Raw genomic sequence first — 19471 nt, 5'->3', positions numbered from 1 at the left:
CAGAGAAAAGAAAAATAAAGGCAGATGACATTACCCTTATCCAGGATTAGAAAACTTCATTATGAAAGAAATTAGTCACCCGTCATCTTCTGCACACCAGGAGAAAGATACCTTACTCTGCGCTATCACCTGGCTTGTCAGACACCATGGAAAATCTGCCAGTGCCGATGTGCTGTATGCAGGCCTTCCCCGCGGTGAATGCCTGGCTCCCGATATTGCCGTGCTGATGCTGGAACAGGCCGGGATTCAGGCGGGATGGGTGGAGAGGGACATTCTGACCCTGTCTGAATCGCTCTACCCGCTCATCATCGCCATGACAACCGGCGAATATGTGATCCTGCAGAAAAAGCATGAAGGGCAATACAGCCTGCTGACGCCCACCGACGGGACCCTGCACCATGTTTCAGCAGAGACATTGGCTAAAGAGGCTGCAGGTTTCGCCATGTTGACCCGATTGAAGGTGCAGCCCGTTGCCCGTGGTGACCAGGATATTTTGCCCGCCAGCGGTCGTTCGGGGCATTGGCTGTTTTCCAACCTCTGGCGCTTTCGCCAGTACTTCTACAGCGCCGCGCTGGCTGCGTTACTGGCCAATGTGCTGACGTTGTCGACCACATTTTTCACCATGAACGTCTATGACAGGGTCGTACCAACCGGGGCTTATGCCACGCTCTGGTCGCTGGCTATCGGTGTGCTGATCGCCATTACCTTCGAGTTTATCGCGAAGCAGATAAGAACCTGGCTGGTCGATTCTGCCGGAAAAAAAACCGATCTGCTGGTAGGTTCGCTGCTGTTTCGCAAAACGCTGGCGATGCGAATGGAGTGTAAACCGCGCTCAGCCGGTTCGTTTGCTAACCAGCTACGTGAATTTGAATCGGTCAGGGATTTTCTCTCCTCAGCCACGCTGGCGACGCTGTCTGATCTCCCCTTCTGTCTGTTGTTCCTCAGCATCATGTTCGCCATCGGCGGGCCGCTGGCGATGATTCCATTGCTGGCGATCCCGGTGATTATCATTGCCGCAATCGCCATTCAGTGGCCGTTGTCGCGTTACATGAAAGAGAACATCAGTGAGATCTCGCAGAAACAGGGATTGGTCATCGAAACCATCGTCGGGCTGGAAACCCTCAAAGCGGCAAAGGGGGAAGGTGTGATGCAAAAACGCTGGAATGATTTCAGCGCATTGGCGGCGGCATCATCGATGAAGACCCGCTATCTGTCGAGCCTGACCAGTAATTTTGTCAGTTACGTCCAGCAGGTCTGTACCATTCTGATCGTGCTGTGGGGGGTGTATCTGATTCATGCCGGGGAAATGACCATGGGCGCTCTGGTCGGGATGGTGATCCTGTCAGGACGCTCATTATCACCGCTGGCGGCGGTGGTCGGGCTGGCCATTCGCTTCCAGCAGGCAAAAACCGCCTTACATTCGCTGAACCAACTCATGGCGATGCCCACTGAGCGCGATAAACAGGCGCACTTTTTACCTTCACCACCGCTGAAAGGGGACATTGCACTACGCCAAGTCGGTTTTCATTATCCCAAAACCGGTCTTCATGATCCTCTGCCGATTCTGCATCCATTAAATATCAACATTCGGCCCGGCGAACGCGTCGCCATTTTAGGCAGTATCGGCAGTGGCAAATCAACGCTGTTGAAAATTCTCGCCCGTCTCTATTTGCCCACCCAGGGGCAAATGACGATGGATGCGCTTGATGTTAACCAAATCGATCCCGCCGACTGGCGTTCCGTCTGTGGCTATGTTTGTCAGGACAATCGCCTGTTTCAGGGAACGTTACGACAAAACATCATCATGGGAAATCCAGCCGTGAGCACCGAACACTTTTTGCAGGTGGCGACATTAACGGGGATTGATGCGATCGCTCGCCGCCACCCTTCAGGATACGACATGCCCGTGGGCGAAATGGGCCAGGGCCTGTCAGGCGGACAAAAACAACTGGTCTCCCTCGCCCGATGTTTACTGCTTAACCCCTCGATTTTACTGATGGATGAACCCACCAGCTCGATGGATAGCACGGCGGAAGCCCAGTTTATTGCGCAATTGAAACAGGTTATCCAGCAAAAAACACTGGTGATCGTGACCCATCGCGCGGCGGTGCTGAGTCTGGTGGAACGCATCATTGTGCTGGAAGACGGAAAGATTCTGGCTGATGGACCCAAGGCACCGATTCTGGCCAGGCTTTCCCAATCGTCAACATCCGGGCGTAAGGAGGCGTCACATGCGTAAGAAAACCCATCTTCACCCTGCGGATATGCCATTTCTCGACGATCTGCAAAGCGCGATCATTTTGCAGAAAACCCCCAAAAGTATGCTGGTGTTGTGGCTGCTGCTCTTCGTGGTCGTGACGGCGTTGGTCTGGGCGCATTTCGCCGTCGTTGAAGAAGTGACCAAAGGCGAGGCAAAGGTGATCCCCGCCAGCCATGAACAAATCATTGAAAGTTTTGAGGATGGCACGCTGGAAGCGCTGTTTGTGAAAGAAGGCGACCTGGTGGAAAAGGGCCAGCCGCTACTCAAGCTGGATTCGACGCGCTCAGAGGCAAGTTATCAGGAAGAATTGTCTAAATCCTACAGTCTGAAGGCGGCAATCGCCCGCACCAGAGCGGAAGCCTATGATTTATCGTTAACTTTCCCCACGGAAATCAGCGATTTTCATACCCTCATTCAGGATGAAACTCAGGCTTATCAGACCCGACGCAAATTGCTGGAAGAGAGCATCAGTTCCCTTTCACACAACCTGAGGCTGGCGGAGGAAGAGGTCAATTTGTCGGAACCGCTGGCGAAACGGGGGTTGATATCAGATATGGAGATCCTTCGTCTGCGACGTCAGGCTAACGATCTCCGTGTCCAGATCGCCGATCGCACCAATAAATACCATTCCGACGCCAACAGCGAGTTGACCCGCCTGGAATCTGAACTGGCACAGGTAGAGGCACGGCTGATTGGGCGCAAGGATGTGATTAAACATGCGCTGATTACCGCTCCGGTCAGAGGGACGATCAACAGCATTAAAGCCACGACGATTGATGGTGTTATCTCGCGCGGAGAGCAGATTATGTCTTTGATCCCGTCAGAAGATAATTTGCTGCTGGAGACCCGTATCAAACCTACCGAAGTTGCATTTTTACGCCCTGACCTGCCCGCTACGGTAAAAATCTCCGCCTATGACTTCGCCATTTATGGCGGGCTTGACGGCGTCATAGAAAGTATCAGCCCCGATACCATTATTGATGAAACCAAAGCGCGATCGGGCCGTGAGGATGCAACCTATTACCGGGTCTATATCCGTACCCACGGCACTGATTTACATGTCAAAGATAAAAGTTTCCCCATCATTCCAGGGATGACCGCCAGCGTTGAGATTAAAACGGGTGAAAAAACCATTTTGTCTTATCTGCTCAAGCCGGTTTTAAAAGCACGTGAAGCCTTCAGGGAGAGATAACAACATGCGTAAGACAATGATCATGCTGACAATGCTGGCCTTTAGCCGGGCGGCTATTAGCGCGCCAGTTACCCTTCCCACGATGCATGACGCAATGATGAGCAATGCGACTCGCGTCTGGCTGGCGAAAATGGTCAATCAGGCGCTGGATTTCAGCCCGGAAATCAGGGTTGCTGATGCTGATAAACGCGCCGCCGACGCCGACATCGACCGTGTTAAAGGTGCGCGCTGGCCGCAGGTTCAGCTCGGCACAACGGCACCGATGGCATCCTTCGGCAATGGCAGCCACACGGGGAATAATCGCCTGGATGACAGCAGCCTCTCACTGAATGTCACCACCACGTTGTTTGACTGGGGGAAGAACCGCGAAAATATAAGTAGTGCCACACAGCAGGCTCATGCGGCCACTTACCAATATGATTCTCAGAAACAACAGATTGCCTGGAGCACGCTGAGCCAGCTCATCGAATTGAGTCGCTACCAGCAGAATCAGATGGTTACGCAAGCCTATGTAAAACGCATGCGCGCCCTGGTCAATATGTTAGTTGAAATTACCCAAACTGATTCAGGCAGGCACAGTGAGTTGGTACAGGCAAGAGCCAAACTTTTGGCGGCAGAGGCAAGCATGCAACGGGTCACTGACCAGCGCAGGCAGTCGGAAATTTCACTGTTCCGTCTGACCGGACAGCACGTCAGTTTACCGGATCATTTCGACTGGACGATGCAGCCCGTCCCCACCTCACTGGTTTTCAGTCGGATGGATAAACACCCATCATGGCTAAAGGCACAGGCAGAAGCTGAATCCGCAGCGCATGATGTGTCAGCAGCTGAAGCCAGCACACTGCCACAACTTAATTGGGTTATATCGAAAAGCACCGCCAAAGACAGTTATGGCAATCCTGGTCAATGGTATACGGGACTGAATATTCAGTGGAATGCCTTCACCGGCGGAGCGGAAAAAGCCGCCATTCAGGCATCATCAGCGCGGGCGTCAGCCCGGCAATCTCAGTTCGCTCAAACGCGGATGGATATGGAGTATCAAATCCACACTCTCAGCCAAAGCAGAGACGCGGCGGAGGTACAAGGTCGCGAATACCAAAAGCTCAGTCAGGAAACCGATTTGGTCAGCAAAATTTACTACGAGCAATGGCTACGGTTGGGAAAACGCACATTACTTGATGTGCTGACAGCGGAAAACGATTGCTACAACAACCGTATCGCGGCGATAAATGCCCAACATGATGCTTATAGCGCTAACGTGAAGCTTGTTGCCACTGCCAGTATGACCTTTGAGTGGTTTGGTTTGCGTCCACACAAGAACGAAAAAGACTCAATCGCAACGGGGGGATTGCCAGCTTTTCGCACCCGGTAACAGGTCACTTTTTGTCCAAAAGAGGGTGACTTACTGTGATTCAAATACAGCATCGGACCGAAAATGAACCAGGCTGGCATCCATTTGATCCAGAGATGTTATTCAGAGGTTCAGAAATGGAAAAAGCTTATCTAAACAATGGTTAATGTGGGGAATGAACTACACTTAGTGTGATCATTCTGTTTACTCTTTGAGCCGTTGCCGCCTGGCTTAGTGGGCGCTCAGGGTGAGAAGATCTTTTTTCAGCAATTTCTATCTTGAAGACGAAGGGTTGAACCATGATTCAATCAGCCAGTGACATTCAAAAACGCAGCGACGAAAAACGCGGTATAAAGCCCAAAACCTATAAGCTCCCTTTGAGCACCATCGCGCGGATCGAATCGCTCGCGAGTCTGAAGGGGATTTCCCAGGGTGCAATTATTACTGCAGCCATTGATATTTATGATCAATCGCTAAAAAGCTAACCAGGGGCCGCCATTGTGCGGCCTTTTTTGACACGACTTACGTCTCTTACTGACGCGTCAGCCACAGCGATAATTGATTTCTGCGCTGACTAACCTCTGGCCTTCTTCCGTCAGTCTTACCTCGTAATAACGCGTGATATCGGTTGGATAAAATACAAATTCCACCAGACCATCCCGTATCAGGGGAGCCAGACTGCGACAATTCACCTCCCTGAGTTTACGGGTTCTCATGTCGTGTCTTTTTTCATACCCCATTGCTTTATCACCGCGTAACAGGAACTTCGTTCCTTTTTGCATGCGGTGCAGGACGATCATCTTCTCCTGAGAAATAATCATTGAGTTCCCCCGGCAAAGGTTGCACATGGCGGCCAATCATGTTTTCCCAGCAATAACAGCACTCATATCACTGGTTTGAAAACCGTGCGATGCGTGATACGTCATAATCTTGTCGTGATTTGTGACGATATTGTTGCCGCATCTGCCACCAAAAGGCCAGGGCAAAAACTCCCGCAATTGGCTGATAAATCATTAGGCTTTTTCCTGGTTTTTGGTAGATGACGATACAACCGCAAGATCACAGTGGCTCCGGTTGTTGGTGGGCAGAAGCCCGGTAAGTCATATCAGGAACGGATATCAGGAAACGAGGAGTAAAAACAAAAAACCGCGTGGAAACATGGTATTTCTCAAGAAGCACATATTATGGATAAAGAACGCTTTGAACGCCTGGTGGAAAGCATCAAGCAGATAAAAGCAATAGAAAAAGGCGAGATCAAGCCAGCTCGTGTACATCGTCACTATGTGCCGACAGACAGTTGATTGCGAGAGGCAAGTGGCATGAAGCCTGGGCAGTGCGCACTTTAACTCTATCAAGCCTGACAATTGACACCGTGTAACCATGTCACACTTTGCCCAGGAACGTACATGAGCATTTCCGGGCATTGGGTTTTGAAATCCTCTTTAAAACATCAAGTTATCCAGATAGTTACCTTGGCCCCAAATCGTGCAGGCAGGTGCGGTGTAGCGCCGTTTCCGTCTCGGATGTGGTTTTATGATGCGGATTCTGTGCAGCCGGTGTACAGCTGTCAGACAATAGTGTTACAGGCCGAGGCCGGAATCACTGACCGAACACATCGGAATACACAGTAAACGTGATCGTTGAGTGTGAACGTCTTGTTTCATAATGCTAGATTGTGCCCTGCTCGGTTCATTTCTTTCCTGATTGTAATTTCGCAAAAGGAATTCTTATGACTGCACAACACACCATCCCCTCTGCAGGCCTGTATGTTTCAAAGAAAGATCCCTCTGTCAGACTGATTGTGACCGACGTTATTGTCGTTGATGAAGAACAAGAGGATGCAGGTGATATTTTTTATCTGGTTTACGCGAATCATGACGATGATAAGGACGATATGTATGAACCTGGGTATGAATTAATGCCAGAAGAATGGCAGGAATTCGCCAGACAGAACCAGCTGGAATTTATTCCTGAACGAGAAATGACCGTCGCTGAGGTGCGCCAGCTGCTGGACGGGAGCTAAAGCAGAGGCCGTCTGTAAACATGCCTCAGGAAAGAGGTTTTGCTAATGTTTTCAATATGGACGAGATGGCCAGCGCATACGTAAATTTTTGATAACCACGAAAGCTACATGCTGCTACTTGCGAAACTCACCGCCAGACGAAAACAAAAAATCCGCCCTGGGGCGGATACGACATCACTGCTTATTGCTTTGATTTTATTCGGTTTACTTCGGTAGAAGATATGGTGCCCGGGGCGGGACTTGAACCCGCACGACCTTACGATCGAGGGATTTTAAATCCCTTGTGTCTACCGATTTCACCACCCGGGCAGGGTGTAAAGTGGAGGCGCGTCCCGGAGTCGAACCGAGGTGGACGGATTTGCAATCCGCTGCATGGCCACTCTGCCAACGCGCCTTTCAATCTGATGTGCATTCCGTTACGAGACAGAGTGCTAAATCTGGAGCGGGAAACGAGACTCGAACTCGCGACCCCGACCTTGGCAAGGTCGTGCTCTACCAACTGAGCTATTCCCGCATTATCATCGAACTTGCTGATTTTATTTAGCTTTTAGCAGACACGCTGCCGTTCGATGCGATGCATTCTACTGAACTGGCGCAATGAGTCAATAAAATTATCCACACAGTGCGTCCGTTTGCTGCTTTTTGAATCGCATCGATCACCGTTCGAACAAATCACCACGCGCTGCGTTCAAATACTGGAACATTGACCAGAACGTCAACACTGCCGCGATATATAAAGCGACCACGCCCACACCAATCACCGTGGCATCAGGACGCCATAACAGCGCCACCAGCGATAGCATTTGCGCCGTGGTTTTCACTTTACCGATCCAGGAGACGGCCACGCTGCTGCGCTTGCCTATTTCCGCCATCCATTCACGCAACGCTGAAATGATAATCTCACGGGCGATCATCGTGGCAGCAGGGAGCGTAATCCACCAGGCGTGAAAATACTCCGCCACCAGTACCAACGCTATCGCCACCATCACCTTATCCGCTACCGGATCAAGGAACGCACCAAAACGCGTGGTTTGTTTCCAGCGACGCGCAAGAAAGCCATCAAACCAGTCAGTCACTGCCGCAACCACAAAAATGAACGCCGTTAAAAAAGGTGCCCAGTGAAATGGCAGATAGAACGCCAGCACAAAGAAAGGAATCAGGACGACCCGAAACAAAGTAAGACATGTAGGAATGTTAAATTGCATATGCCAGTAACTGTCTGGTATGGGTAGAATTTAACGTATGTTCCTACATTGCCCCCCCTCTTTCAATGTTAGTGTTTCAGTGAATAGAAGATTTTTTCTGCCAGCGCGAAGGAAATGCCCGGCACCTTCGCTATTTCTTCCACACTGGCATTCATCAACGGTTGCAGGCCACCCATATACTTAAGCAGCTGCTGACGGCGTTTCGGCCCGACACCTTCGATACTTTCCAGCGCGCTGGTGTTCTTAACTTTGGCCCTTTTTTTACGATGACCTGAGATCGCGTGATTGTGAGCATCATCACGAATATGCTGAATGACGTGCAGCGCTGGCGAATCCGGCGGCAGCGAGACGCCCTCACCTTCCGCTTCGAAAAACAGCGTCTCAAGACCCGCTTTACGATCGCTCCCCTTCGCGACACCGAGCAATATCGGACGATCTTTGTCCCAGGGCACATCCAGTTCGGCAAATACCTGCTTTGCCTGCGCCAGTTGTCCTTTACCGCCATCAATCAGGATAACGTCAGGGATTTTATCTTCTTCCAGCGCTTTGCCGTAGCGACGGCGCAGCGCCTGATTCATCGCGGCATAATCATCGCCGGGTGTAATACCTTCGATATTGTAACGTCGGTAATCGCTACGCATCGGGCCATTGCGATCAAACACCACGCAGGAAGCAATGGTCTGCTCCCCCATGGTGTGGCTGATGTCGAAACACTCCATGCGATTGATCTGGTCCAGTTCGAGGAACGTTGCCAGTGCAGCCAGGCGCTGTTGTATCGTTGAATGCTGGGAAAGCCGTGTGGTCAGCGCAGTAGCGGCATTGGTGCGTGCCAGCTTAAGGTAGCGGGCGCGATCGCCACGCGGTTTGCTCTGGATATTGACCTTGCGCCCAGCCAGCTCGCTGAGCGATTCAGCCAGTAACTCGCGTTCCGGCAGGCTGAAATCCAGCAGGATCTCGGACGGCAAAGTGCGTGCCTCACTGCCCTGCAAATAAAATTGGCCGAGGAAGGTTTGTACCACCTCCGCCAGTTCCGTATCCGCAGGAACCTTCGGGAAATAGCTGCGGCTGCCCAGCACCTTACCCTGACGAATAAACAGGACATGCAGACAAGCCATGCCTGCATCGTAGGCGACGCCCATCACATCCAGGTCATCCCCCTGATTGGAGACGAACTGCTTCTCGGTAATGCGACGCACCGCCAGAATTTGATCGCGCAACCGTGCGGCTTCTTCAAAACGCAGATCCTGGCTGGCGGCTTCCATTCTTTTGACCAGCTGATTCAGGACCTGGTCATCCTTACCTGCCAGAAACAGCCGAACATAATCGGTTTGCTGTGCATATTCTTCTTCAGTGACCAGACCTGCCACGCAAGGACCGAGGCAGCGGCCAATCTGATATTGCAGACATGGCCGTGATCGGTTGCGATAAACGCTGTTTTCGCACTGACGAATTGGGAAGACTTTCTGCAACAGCGCCAGGGTTTCCCGCACAGCATAACCGTTCGGAAACGGGCCAAAGTATTCCCCTTTGGCATGTTTGGCCCCACGGTGCATCGCCAGCCGTGGATGAGTGTCTGCGCTGAGAAAGATGTAAGGATAAGATTTGTCATCGCGCAGCAGCACGTTATAACGCGGCTGATACAGCTTGATGTAGTTATGCTCCAGCAGCAGCGCTTCGGTCTCGGTATGCGTTACGGTGACATCGATTTGCTGGATATTACTCACCAGCGCTTCGGTCTTACGGCTACCTACCTGTGAGCGAAAATAACTGCTGAGGCGTTTTTTGAGGTCTTTGGCTTTGCCAACATAGATCACCGTGCCTGTCGCGTCGTACATACGGTAGACGCCGGGCTGACTGGTCACGGTGCTGAGAAAGGCTTTAGAATTGAAAACGTCACTCACTACTGATTAACGGCTCCGCATTATACAGGCCATGTCGAATGGCCAGATGCGTTAACTCCACATCGCCACTGATGTTCAGCTTGCTGAACATACGATAACGGTAGCTGTTAACGGTTTTCGGGCTGAGACTAAGCTGTTCGGAAATTTCCGTCACCTTCTGCCCTCGGGTGATCATCAGCATAATCTGCAATTCCCTTTCCGACAAACAGCTAAATGGTGATTCCGCTTTCTGCGGCTCAATCTGGCTCAGCGCCATTTGTTGCGCAATATCGGATGCAATATAGCGCTGACCCGAGTGGACCGAACGGATAGCGCTCACCACTTCCTGCGGCGCGGCACCTTTGCTGAGATAACCCGAGGCTCCTGCCTGCATCACTTTGGCGGGCAGTGGGTTTTCTGTATGAATGGTAAGCATGATGATGCGAATATCCGGGTTGTAACGCACGATTTTACGCGTTGCTTCAAGGCCGCCAATGCCAGGCATGTTCATGTCCATCAGCACGACGTCCACCGGATTGTTACGGCACCATTTCACCGCATCTTCACCACAGGCCACTTCCCCGGCAATTACCAGTCCCTTCATATCTTCCAGTATGCGACGAATGCCGGCGCGTACCAGTTCATGGTCATCAACAAGAAGCAAGCTGATCAACGGGACGTACTCCGCAGGTTAGTGATGGGGAATATATTTTCAGGAGGCTTATCTTACCGGGTTTTCCGGGGAAAGAACATCGCCCGCCGCAGATAAATCCCGCTTCAAATGATACAAATCAAATAGCGGTTACAGACCACTCTTTTTTAGCATCCCGCAATAACACGTGAGAATGACAAAGTAAAATATACATCAATATCATTGAGTTATAATTTATACCACGTTTCGCTTTATACTCATAACACGTAAAACTAATAAACCTTCCCGTCATTTTTTATTGACGATAAATACAGCAATTTCTCATTTCGTTTTTAGCATGAATTTCTGATTTCAGTGCGAATAAATTGCTCTGACAACCGTATGATATACTCTGTTTTTTGCGCACAGGAAGAATGTGCCGGGATCACGTAACACAACCAGGGAGTTGATTATGAGCGATGAAGACTTTGTAACCTCGCAGGAAACACAAGCGCTGGCAGATGAAGTTGCCTGCCTGAAAATGATGGTAACACTGATTCTGAAAGGAATGGGTCAGGCAGATGCCGGGAAAGTGATCATCAATATGGAGCGCTATGTACAGACGTTAGGGGAAAAACCTCAGGCGGAAGTTTTCAGCAACACCATTCGTCAAATCAAAACCGCCTACCGTCAGTAAGCGGCCTGCCCCGCGCCACGCGCGCGGGGACATTAACTGTGTGATTGCCAGTTAACGGAAACACCCAATGTCGGCAATACCTCTTCCGGACTAAACCGTCGTGTACCACGGTATTTTTCAGCCAGCGCCGGTTGCTGCACCGGAATGCGAATGGCGAACAGATTATCCTCCGACTGAATCAATCCTGGTGACAGCGGTTCATACACCACCTGATGCTGTTCAAACATCTTTTCCAGCATCGGCGTGGCGGAACTGATCAAGAACTCAATATGACTTAATTCAGCCAGCTGCACCGAATGCCACAGAATGTTGAGCGGCAGTTCCGCATCCACTTCCAGCCGGGCCGAGAAACGTGACATCTCCCAAACCTTTTCGTGGCTGAAAGGTAACACCAATCCTTCGGTTAATTCAGGTTCCTGCCACGGCATCAGACGGGAACAGCCACAAATCCCGCGACGGGGATCCCAGGCAATCATCCAGGTAACATCCGAACGATCGAAACGGTCATACTCCTGACCCGGGGTGCTTAATCGAGGTGGAATTGACCATCCTTCTCCACGCGCAAACACGCTGTAGCGATAGGTTCCCAATTCCGCCAGCAGTGAGGATGGCATATCCTTTAACTGGGTTTGAATTATTTTCATCATGCGCCCCTGACATCCCCATGTTTGCAATGATTTCTTTGCGCCAGCCTGGCAAAGTTCCGGCGCAGGGTAGACAACTGGCTTCGGGCTGGGAACTACTAAAATTAGTAGTTGCCTTTTCGCTAAATCAGACCAATTGCTGCGGCATAACAGGCAATTTGCGTTTTATTGGAAACATTAAAGCGCTTTTGCATATTTTTTTGGTGAAAGTTCACCGTATGTTCCGAAATCGCTAAAATAAGTGAAATTTCCGCAGAGGTCTTTCCTTCCGCCGTCCATTTCAGGATTTCCAGCTCGCGCTGACTAAAATCATTAGATAAAACCGCCATAGAGCTATCATTAAGACGTTCCAGCACACGCAGACTCAGTTCCGCCAGGAAGTGAAGTTTCACCTCCAGCTCAACGCGTAAGTGCCGGGTCTTACTGTGTTGCTTAGACGCAATAGATAATATACCAATGGCACGATTTGATGCCATTGCGGAGCAGGAAAAACCGCTCATCAGGCCATAAGCATTGGCTTCGGCCCATAAGTTGCCCGCTCCGATAAACAGATCATGGGTCCATTCCACCCCGTGGCCAGGCCGCTGACAAAGTAACAACACGGGATCGACGGCATAATAGTTCTCGCTTTCATACCGGCTAACCCAGTTTTCAGGATAACTGCTAAACAAAAAGATCCGCGGTCGGGTAAAAGGCACCGGATGCTGGATCAAAAAGGCAAAGTAATCAAATCCCAATGTTTCTACGTGTTTTTGTATGAGCGATTTCAATTGCATCACTGCGGTAACAGTCTGAAATTGAATTTCGGTCTCGCCTCGCCAGACGAAATAATTATCGGTCGTCATTATTGCCTCAGCGCGGTTTAACGCTCTTGCACCTTGTTATTCGAACTGATTAACACAAAAATTAAATTAGTTAGAGAAAAAATATTGATTGAAAAGAGTTCAAGCCACTCGATAGCAATCATAAACATCCGGTTGTCAATGCGTTACCGTAATGGAATGGGCTGGGCTTATCGTCTTTGTTAACAGCATCACAATTTTTCAATGATACCGCCGATTAGAATAGGATTTTTCCGATGTCGTTTCAATCTCCATGATCATTGAAAATTTTCAATAGTTTGATAAGTATTCAGCATCCTCATTAACTGAAATCTATTCTTTACAGGGTTTTAACCTCACTCTCCAGGTTAATTTATGCCACATTTCCGCCCCACCTTTTTCTTTATCTCATTTATTTCTGCTATCCGTTCACTTTTTCACCCTTCACAGTGATTCCCGTCGGGCAGGTTTCCAGCTACTCTTAGCAGTGAGCGGCGTAACACGCAACGGTGATTTGCAGGGGAAGACAATGCCGCAGCCGGGCTGACCGCATTGTCGCGCGTATTCGAGAAGCTAAGCGGGACTGACTATGTTGAACCAGTTGGCATTACCCTTCCTTGTTCTGGGTGGCTGTACCGCCCTGATGATTTTAAAAGACCTCTTCCGTCATCCCCATCCGGTCGCGGTGATGAATATAATCTGGCCATTAACCGGGCTATATATGCCATTCATTGGCTGGCTAGCCTGGTGGTATCTGGGAAGAAAACCCTCGCGTCAGGTTAAACTCGCCCTGCTGGTGCCACAAAAATTACATCGTAACGCTGGCTGGCAAACCATTTTTATTTCCACTTCATTGTCCGCCGCTGCCTGTATATTCGGCGACATAATGACACTCCCGATAATCACCCTGCTAAACCAATTTGCGATTAATCCGGCATTATGGATCGAGGCAATTATTTGCATCGGCATTTCGTTATTAGTGGGGTTATTTTTTCAATTCCTGGCAATTCGCCAACGCGAAAAACGTTCATTCGGCAACGCGTTATTATTGGCGCTGAAAACTGAAATTTTCCCTTTGCTGATTTATCAGGCAGGAATCTTTCTCTTCATGGGATTGGCCCTAAAATTCGTGTTAAATCAGCAAATCAATCCATTGCTGGTTGGATTTTGGTTCATGCTGCAACTTGCCATGATAATAGGCTTTCTTTTCTCCTGGCCTGCCAATCATTTCCTGATCAAACGCGGGCTTAATCCGGCAGTATAATCTCCGCGACGCTAACCGCTACCGCGCATGCCGAAATGAGAATGGCTGGCATGTGCGGCGTTGTTATCAGAGCCAGCCAGAACAGATCATCCCCCCTTCACACCCCCTCCCTGCTGAAATTGCCTGTTTTTCACCCACTGTGACGAAAGATTGTGCCATGTAAATATTTACTGACAGAGCAAAGCGCGCAAAAGGTCACAGATGTTAAAAAACAATTACCGAGAGTTGTGGCTATTCCACTATCTTATGCCACTTGCCCTGTACAACAGCAGGTTAATTAACAGCCAGCAGAGCTGACACAACATCGAAACAGGAAAGAAATCGTTATGGTTGATCAATCCAAAGAGGCCCTCCTCACGACGGAGCAACCGGAAAAACTCCGGCGCAATCTCCACAACCGCCATATCCAGCTTATCGCCATTGGGGGTGCTATCGGCACCGGGCTGTTTATGGGATCCGGCAAAACCATCAGTCTGGCCGGACCGTCGATCATATTTGTTTATATGATCATCGGTTTTATGCTGTTTTTCGTGATGCGTGCCATGGGGGAGTTGCTGCTCTCCAATCTGGAATACAAATCCTTCAGCGATTTTGCCGCTGATCTCCTTGGCCCCTGGGCAGGTTATTTCACTGGCTGGACTTATTGGTTCTGCTGGGTCGTGACGGGCATCGCCGACGTGGTGGCGATAAGTGCTTACTTCCAGCTTTGGCTGCCGGACTTCTCCATCTGGATGAGTGCCCTGCTTTGCGTCGTGGTGTTCCTGACGCTGAATATTGCCACCGTGAAGATGTTCGGCGAAATGGAGTTCTGGTTCGCGATTATCAAAATTGTCGCCATTGTCGCGCTGATTATTACCGGCGTGGTGCTGGTGACGATGCATTACCCTTCACCGGGCGGCGGAACTGCTGCGCTGAGCAATATCTGGGATCAAGGCGGTATGTTCCCGAAAGGGTTGAGCGGCTTCTTCGCAGGCTTCCAGATTGCGGTATTTGCCTTTGTGGGTATTGAACTGGTTGGCACCGCCGCCGCTGAAACTCACGATCCCCATAAAGTGCTGCCACGTGCCATCAACGCCATTCCGCTGCGCGTCATCATGTTTTATGTACTGGCGCTGATGGTCATTATGGCGGTGACCCCGTGGAACCAGGTGCTGGCTGACCGCAGTCCCTTTGTTGAAATGTTTGTGCTGATTGGTCTGCCTGCCGCCGCCAGTATCGTCAACTTTGTGGTGCTCACCTCGGCGGCTTCTTCAGCCAACAGTGGCATTTTCTCTACCAGCCGCATGTTGTTTGGTCTGGCGGAACAAGGAGTGGCGCACAAAGCGTTTGGCCGCCTGTCGGCCCGTGCCGTACCGACCACTGGCCTGTTCTTCTCCTGCCTGTGCCTGCTCGGCGGTGTAGCGTTAATTTACCTGATCCCGGATGTGATGACGGTGTTTACGCTGGTGACCACGGTATCAGCGATTCTGTTTATGTTCGTCTGGACCATCATCCTGTGCAGCTATCTGGCCTACCGCAAACAGCATCCTCAGCGTCACGCGGAGTCAACGTTTAAGATGCCGCTGGGTAAATTTATGTGCTGGGTATGTATGGCGTTTTTCGCCTTTGTACTGGTGCTGCTGACCTTGCAGGATGATACCCGTCATGCCCTGATGGTGACACCACTGTGGTTTATGATTCTGACCATGGGCTGGCTGCTACGTCGCCGTAAAGCCTGATCCCCCTGAAAGAATAAGGCCCGTTAACGGGCCTTATTCTTTATATTCTTTCGCGCATCTTTCTCCACGCCTCTGCCAGCGTAGGCCGTAGCGACGGTTCACGCATGGGAGCGGCATCCGGCGCATCCGGCGCGCCAAGATTGAAGGTAAAGGTGTAATTTGGTTCTTCTCCCATACGCAGATCGGTGATCAGCGTATCGCTACCCTGCTGGCGCATGGCATAAAAACCATGACTGAACCAGGCGACGCGTTCGGCCAGCCATTGACCTTTAAAGGGCGTAAACAACGCTGGCTGGCGATCATACCAGTGAATTTCCAGTGGACGATTCGGTGACAGCAACGACCAGTAAGCTTCGCCATAGCGTTCCGGCGTCATAATCACCGTGCGCCATACCAGCGTGTTAAACGCAGTGGGTGTCACCAGCAACCGCTGTGGCTGTACCCTCTGTTGAGCCAGCTGCTGGCCAATATGCTGCGTTGCCATACTTTGCGCCACCATACTCCAGCCAAGATACAGGCTGCTGACGACCAGCCCGACCTGATTCCAGCGCAAGCCGATCCTGTCACGCCGCCCCAGAGCGACGCCAAGCGCAATCAGCAACGGCAGCGTATACAGTGGATCGATGATGTACATACTTCCGACAGCATAGGGGCAATCTGTGAGTGGCAAACCAAGCTGTGTACCGTAGACAGTCATCAAATCGAGCAATGGATGGGTGATCAGCACAAGCCAGGTCGCCAGCCACCAGCTCGCCCAGTGCTGACGCTGGCGGAGTAAGCCAGCCACCAGCCAGCTCAGCAACGGAGAGACCAGGGTCAGCCACAGCAAGGCATGGCTTTGGCTGCGATGCAGCGTCATATTACGAATGGCGTCGCCGTGATCAATAAACACATCCAGATCGGGTAAGGTACCGATCACCGCGCCGACCAGCGCTGACTGCCACACCGGCACGCGCCTGCCCATCACTGCCACGCTTACCGATGCACCTAACGCCAGTTGTGAAAGCGAATCCATGCAAACTCCTGTGCCTGGAAAGGATTAGCGCACGCGGATCCCTTCAATAATCATCCGCTGCACGTTATCTACCGTTTGTTCAAAAAACGCCGGGTCATTCAGCGTCTGCCCGGTCACTGCTTCAACCTGCGAGGCGAAATCGGCGTAATGCTGGGTGGTGGCCCACAGCAGGAAAAACAGATGCTGTGGCCGTACCCCCGCCAGCCGCCCTTCAGCGATCCACTGTTCGATGATCGCCGCTTTTTCATCAACCAGCGTTTTGAGATCTCCCGCCAGTTCGCCCTTCAGCAGCGGCGCACCCTGTAACATCTCAAGGCAGAACAGACGCGATGCCTGGGGATGATCGCGTGAGACTTCCAGCTTCAGGCGGATATAACGGCGGATGGCCGTTAGCGGTTCCTGATCATGGCGCAACGCCCGCAGCGGAGCCAGCCAGACATCCAGAATCTCTTTCAGCACCGCAATGTACAGTGCCTCTTTCGAGGGGTAGTAATAAAGCAGATTGGTTTTTGACACATCGGCGCGCTCCGCCACTTTATCGAGGCTGGTGCCGTGAATACCAAATTGCGAAAAGAAGGTTAGCGCCGCTTCCAGAATCGCCGCCCGTTTTGCCGCTACCGCGCGTGAGCGGCGCGTTGGCTTTTTTTCATCACTTTTCACACTGTTACCTCATCCATTCTGCGTAATCGCATCATAACAAAGCCCCCCGCTCCTGCCTAATGTCGCCCCTGCACCTTTTTTGACCATCTGTGCATGAAAAATGTGCAGATAATTTTGACCAAATGGTCCAAAACGGACCATTTACTCCGGTTTTTTCTTAAGCCTGTTTTTTAACATCATGTTGTATAAGACATTTAAAAATGTGGCACAGGCTTTGCAAAATTGTGACGGAGCGCCGCCAGCAGGGAGCAAGCAGGACGCAGCGCAGCGCGTGAAACAAGCCCGTTCAATGCAGAGAGGTTTCACATGAAAATTGGCGTCTTTATCCCGATTGGTAACAATGGCTGGTTAATTTCCACCCATGCCCCGCAGTACAAGCCGACATTTGAATTGAACAAAGCGATTGTGCAAAAAGCCGAGCATTACCACTTCGACTTCGCGCTTTCGATGATCAAACTGCGTGGCTTCGGCGGGAAAACCGAATTCTGGGATCATAACCTCGAATCTTTCACCCTGATGGCCGGGCTGGCCGCGGTTACCTCGCGTATCGAAATATACGCCACCGCCGCCACGCTGACGCTGCCGCCCGCGATTGTCGCGCGCATGGCCTCCACCATCGATTCTATCTCCAATGGCCGCTTTGGCGTCAACCTGGTGACCGGCTGGCAGAAGCCGGAATATGAACAGATGGGTCTGTGGCCGGGTGATGACTACTTCGCCAGCCGCTATCAATACCTGACCGAGTACGTCACCGTGCTGCGCGATTTATGGGGCAACGGCCAGAGCGATTTCAAAGGTGAATTCTTCACCATGAACGACTGCCGTCTCAGCCCACAGCCGCAAAGGCCGATGAAGGTGATCTGCGCCGGGCAAAGTGATGCCGGGATGGCGTTTTCGGCGCAACACGCCGATTACAACTTCTGCTTTGGTAAAGGTGTCAACACGCCCACTGCGTTTGCCCCCACCGCCGCGCGTATGAAACAGGCCGCCGACAACGTGGGTCGCGATGTGGGTTCCTATGTGCTGTTTATGATCATCGCCGCTGAAAGTGATGAAGCCGCACGCGCCAAATGGGAGCACTACAAAGCCGGTGCCGATGAAGAGGCACTCGCCTGGCTGACCACCCAAAGCCAGCAGGACACCAAATCCGGCAGCGACACCAACGTGCGTCAGATGGCCGATCCTACCTCTGCTGTGAACATCAATATGGGTACGCTGGTGGGTTCCTGGGCCAACGTGGCACGAATGTTGGATGAAGTTGCTGGGGTAGAGGGTACACAGGGCGTGCTGCTGACTTTCGACGATTTCCTGCAGGGGATCGAGGACTTTGGTCAACACATTCAGCCGCTGATGCAGTGCCGTCACGCTTTGATTGAATCGCAGAAGGAGGTTGCCTGATGACTGCCGTTGTTTGCGCCCATACATCGACCTTACCGCAGGTCACCTTGCCCGCGCGCCCGGAAGCCATTGCTTTCCCGCCCGCGCAAAGCGCCCTGATTGTGGTGGATATGCAAAATGCCTATGCCACCGAGGGCGGCTATCTCGACCTGGCCGGTTTTGACGTCTCCGCCACCAAACCGGTAATCGCCAAAATTCACCAGGCGGTGACTGCCGCCCGCGCCGCCGGAATCCAGGTAATCTGGTTCCAGAATGGCTGGGACGATAAATATGTCGAAGCCGGTGATGCCGGATCGCCCAATTTTCATAAATCCAATGCCCTGAAAACCATGCGTAAGCGACCCGAACTGCAGGGCACACTGCTGGCGAAAGGCGGCTGGGATTATGCGCTGGTGGATGAACTGGTGCCGCAGCCGGGTGACATTATCCTGCCCAAACCACGCTACAGCGGCTTCTTCAACACGCCACTCGATAGCCTGTTACGCAGTCGCGGCATTCGCCACCTGATTTTTACCGGCATTGCGACCAATGTCTGCGTCGAATCGACGCTGCGCGACGGATTCTTTCTGGAATATTTCGGTGTGGTACTGGAGGACGCGACTTACCAGGCCGGACCGCCGTTTGCGCAGCAGGCGGCCATCTTCAATATCGAAACGTTTTTCGGTTGGGTCAGCGATACCGACACCTTCTGTGAAACGCTAACAGCCTGAAA

At 51.5% G+C, this 19471-nt stretch carries 18 protein-coding genes and 3 tRNA genes; 10 read left to right on the top strand and 11 right to left on the bottom strand.

Translation table 11 applies throughout. The annotated features are described in order from the left end of the window. Positions 1–61 precede the first annotated feature (61 nt). From CUN67_RS06990 to CUN67_RS06975, 4 genes are all read left to right on the top strand, one after another. The gene (locus CUN67_RS06990) at positions 62–2239 is read left to right on the top strand and encodes a type I secretion system permease/ATPase (RefSeq protein ID WP_208714582.1); all 2178 of its coding nucleotides are present in this window, start codon (positions 62–64) and stop codon (positions 2237–2239) included. Further along, positions 2232–3452: an HlyD family efflux transporter periplasmic adaptor subunit gene (locus tag CUN67_RS06985; RefSeq protein ID WP_208714581.1), complete on the top strand. Its 1221-nt coding sequence runs from the start codon at positions 2232–2234 to the stop codon at positions 3450–3452. Before CUN67_RS06990 ends, CUN67_RS06985 begins: the two co-directional genes overlap by 8 nt. A 4-nt stretch (positions 3453–3456) precedes the next feature. Beyond that, positions 3457–4824, top strand: coding sequence for a TolC family protein (locus tag CUN67_RS06980; RefSeq protein ID WP_208714580.1), 1368 nt, complete (start codon positions 3457–3459; stop codon positions 4822–4824). 278 nt (positions 4825–5102) lie between these two features. Then, positions 5103–5288 carry a ribbon-helix-helix protein, CopG family gene (locus tag CUN67_RS06975; RefSeq protein WP_208714579.1) on the top strand — a complete coding sequence of 62 codons (186 nt, stop codon included), beginning with the start codon at positions 5103–5105 and terminating at the stop codon, positions 5286–5288. A 57-nt stretch (positions 5289–5345) separates the two neighbouring features. On the opposite strand, the gene CUN67_RS06970 is transcribed toward CUN67_RS06975, so the two are convergent. After that, positions 5346–5624, bottom strand: coding sequence for a hypothetical protein (locus tag CUN67_RS06970; protein ID WP_208714578.1), 279 nt, complete (start codon positions 5622–5624; stop codon positions 5346–5348). 908 nt (positions 5625–6532) lie between these two features. Between CUN67_RS06970 and CUN67_RS06965 the strand changes: the two genes are divergently transcribed. After that, on the top strand, positions 6533–6826 hold the full coding sequence (locus CUN67_RS06965; RefSeq protein ID WP_208714577.1) for a hypothetical protein: 294 nt from the start codon (positions 6533–6535) through the stop codon (positions 6824–6826). Between the two features lie 222 nt (positions 6827–7048). Here the strand turns inward: CUN67_RS06965 and CUN67_RS06960 are convergent. The 6 genes from CUN67_RS06960 to uvrY all read right to left on the bottom strand — a co-directional run bounded on the left by CUN67_RS06960 (position 7049) and on the right by uvrY (position 10584). Beyond that, positions 7049–7135: transfer RNA gene (locus tag CUN67_RS06960), tRNA-Leu, on the bottom strand. Between the two features lie 11 nt (positions 7136–7146). Continuing rightward, a tRNA-Cys gene (locus tag CUN67_RS06955) sits at positions 7147–7220 on the bottom strand. Between the two features lie 44 nt (positions 7221–7264). Beyond that, positions 7265–7340: transfer RNA gene (locus tag CUN67_RS06950), tRNA-Gly, on the bottom strand. Positions 7341–7482: 142 nt separating this feature from the next. Then, entirely contained in the window at positions 7483–8031 is a 549-nt protein-coding gene (pgsA, locus tag CUN67_RS06945) for a CDP-diacylglycerol--glycerol-3-phosphate 3-phosphatidyltransferase (RefSeq protein ID WP_208714576.1), read from the bottom strand. Positions 8032–8099: 68 nt separating this feature from the next. Further along, positions 8100–9932, bottom strand: coding sequence for an excinuclease ABC subunit UvrC (uvrC, locus tag CUN67_RS06940; RefSeq protein WP_208714575.1), 1833 nt, complete (start codon positions 9930–9932; stop codon positions 8100–8102). Beyond that, positions 9925–10584, bottom strand: a complete 660-nt coding sequence (uvrY, locus tag CUN67_RS06935) for a UvrY/SirA/GacA family response regulator transcription factor (protein ID WP_208714574.1) — start codon at positions 10582–10584, stop codon at positions 9925–9927. Before uvrY ends, uvrC begins: the two co-directional genes overlap by 8 nt. Positions 10585–11014: 430 nt before the next feature. Here uvrY and CUN67_RS06930 point away from each other — a divergent pair, with 430 nt between their 5' ends. Continuing rightward, the gene (locus CUN67_RS06930) at positions 11015–11239 is read left to right on the top strand and encodes a DUF2594 family protein (RefSeq protein WP_208714573.1); all 225 of its coding nucleotides are present in this window, start codon (positions 11015–11017) and stop codon (positions 11237–11239) included. Between the two features lie 32 nt (positions 11240–11271). On the opposite strand, the gene CUN67_RS06925 is transcribed toward CUN67_RS06930, so the two are convergent. Both CUN67_RS06925 and sdiA read right to left on the bottom strand, forming a co-directional pair. After that, positions 11272–11883, bottom strand: coding sequence for an acyl-homoserine-lactone synthase (locus CUN67_RS06925; protein ID WP_208717089.1), 612 nt, complete (start codon positions 11881–11883; stop codon positions 11272–11274). Between the two features lie 122 nt (positions 11884–12005). After that, positions 12006–12728 carry a transcriptional regulator SdiA gene (gene sdiA / locus CUN67_RS06920; RefSeq protein WP_208714572.1) on the bottom strand — a complete coding sequence of 241 codons (723 nt, stop codon included), beginning with the start codon at positions 12726–12728 and terminating at the stop codon, positions 12006–12008. A 565-nt stretch (positions 12729–13293) separates the two neighbouring features. Here sdiA and CUN67_RS06915 point away from each other — a divergent pair. Next, entirely contained in the window at positions 13294–13968 is a 675-nt protein-coding gene (locus CUN67_RS06915) for a DUF4396 domain-containing protein (RefSeq protein WP_208714571.1), read from the top strand. A 326-nt stretch (positions 13969–14294) separates the two neighbouring features. Next, positions 14295–15686: a D-serine/D-alanine/glycine transporter gene (cycA, locus tag CUN67_RS06910; protein ID WP_208714570.1), complete on the top strand. Its 1392-nt coding sequence runs from the start codon at positions 14295–14297 to the stop codon at positions 15684–15686. A 40-nt stretch (positions 15687–15726) separates the two neighbouring features. Here the strand turns inward: cycA and CUN67_RS06905 are convergent, their stop codons facing one another. Beyond that, positions 15727–16701 (bottom strand): metal-dependent hydrolase, encoded by a 975-nt coding sequence (locus CUN67_RS06905; protein WP_208714569.1) that lies wholly within the window; start codon positions 16699–16701, stop codon positions 15727–15729. Between the two features lie 24 nt (positions 16702–16725). Beyond that, positions 16726–17361 (bottom strand): HTH-type transcriptional regulator RutR, encoded by a 636-nt coding sequence (gene rutR / locus CUN67_RS06900; protein WP_208714568.1) that lies wholly within the window; start codon positions 17359–17361, stop codon positions 16726–16728. Between the two features lie 306 nt (positions 17362–17667). On the opposite strand from rutR, the gene rutA reads away from it, so the two are divergent. After that, complete coding sequence (gene rutA / locus CUN67_RS06895) at positions 17668–18759, top strand: pyrimidine utilization protein A (protein ID WP_084878389.1); 1092 nt, start codon at positions 17668–17670, stop codon at positions 18757–18759. Further along, positions 18759–19469: a pyrimidine utilization protein B gene (gene rutB, locus CUN67_RS06890; RefSeq protein ID WP_208714567.1), complete on the top strand. Its 711-nt coding sequence runs from the start codon at positions 18759–18761 to the stop codon at positions 19467–19469. The genes rutA and rutB overlap by 1 nt, the downstream gene beginning before the upstream one ends. Positions 19470–19471 lie beyond the last annotated feature (2 nt).

Origin of the sequence: Pantoea cypripedii, assembly GCF_011395035.1 — a bacterium.
Lineage (GTDB): Bacteria > Pseudomonadota > Gammaproteobacteria > Enterobacterales > Enterobacteriaceae > Pantoea > Pantoea cypripedii_A.
This window is presented reverse-complemented; position numbering and strand designations above follow the sequence as displayed.

What these genes read in the sequence shown, in the direction of transcription:
- CUN67_RS06975 (WP_208714579.1), top strand. Translation starts at nt 5,103, where the DNA reads ATGATTCAATCAGCCAGTGACATTCAAAAACGCAGCGACGAAAAACGC.
- CUN67_RS06925 (WP_208717089.1), bottom strand. Translation starts at nt 11,883, where the DNA reads ATGAAAATAATTCAAACCCAGTTAAAGGATATGCCATCCTCACTGCTG.
- CUN67_RS06965 (WP_208714577.1), top strand. Translation starts at nt 6,533, where the DNA reads ATGACTGCACAACACACCATCCCCTCTGCAGGCCTGTATGTTTCAAAG.
- rutA (WP_084878389.1), top strand. Translation starts at nt 17,668, where the DNA reads ATGAAAATTGGCGTCTTTATCCCGATTGGTAACAATGGCTGGTTAATT.
- CUN67_RS06905 (WP_208714569.1), bottom strand. Translation starts at nt 16,701, where the DNA reads ATGGATTCGCTTTCACAACTGGCGTTAGGTGCATCGGTAAGCGTGGCA.
- CUN67_RS06985 (WP_208714581.1), top strand. Translation starts at nt 2,232, where the DNA reads ATGCGTAAGAAAACCCATCTTCACCCTGCGGATATGCCATTTCTCGAC.
- CUN67_RS06915 (WP_208714571.1), top strand. Translation starts at nt 13,294, where the DNA reads ATGTTGAACCAGTTGGCATTACCCTTCCTTGTTCTGGGTGGCTGTACC.
- CUN67_RS06990 (WP_208714582.1), top strand. Translation starts at nt 62, where the DNA reads ATGAAAGAAATTAGTCACCCGTCATCTTCTGCACACCAGGAGAAAGAT.
- sdiA (WP_208714572.1), bottom strand. Translation starts at nt 12,728, where the DNA reads ATGACGACCGATAATTATTTCGTCTGGCGAGGCGAGACCGAAATTCAA.
- CUN67_RS06980 (WP_208714580.1), top strand. Translation starts at nt 3,457, where the DNA reads ATGCGTAAGACAATGATCATGCTGACAATGCTGGCCTTTAGCCGGGCG.
- CUN67_RS06970 (WP_208714578.1), bottom strand. Translation starts at nt 5,624, where the DNA reads ATGATTATTTCTCAGGAGAAGATGATCGTCCTGCACCGCATGCAAAAA.
- rutB (WP_208714567.1), top strand. Translation starts at nt 18,759, where the DNA reads ATGACTGCCGTTGTTTGCGCCCATACATCGACCTTACCGCAGGTCACC.
- CUN67_RS06930 (WP_208714573.1), top strand. Translation starts at nt 11,015, where the DNA reads ATGAGCGATGAAGACTTTGTAACCTCGCAGGAAACACAAGCGCTGGCA.
- cycA (WP_208714570.1), top strand. Translation starts at nt 14,295, where the DNA reads ATGGTTGATCAATCCAAAGAGGCCCTCCTCACGACGGAGCAACCGGAA.
- pgsA (WP_208714576.1), bottom strand. Translation starts at nt 8,031, where the DNA reads ATGCAATTTAACATTCCTACATGTCTTACTTTGTTTCGGGTCGTCCTG.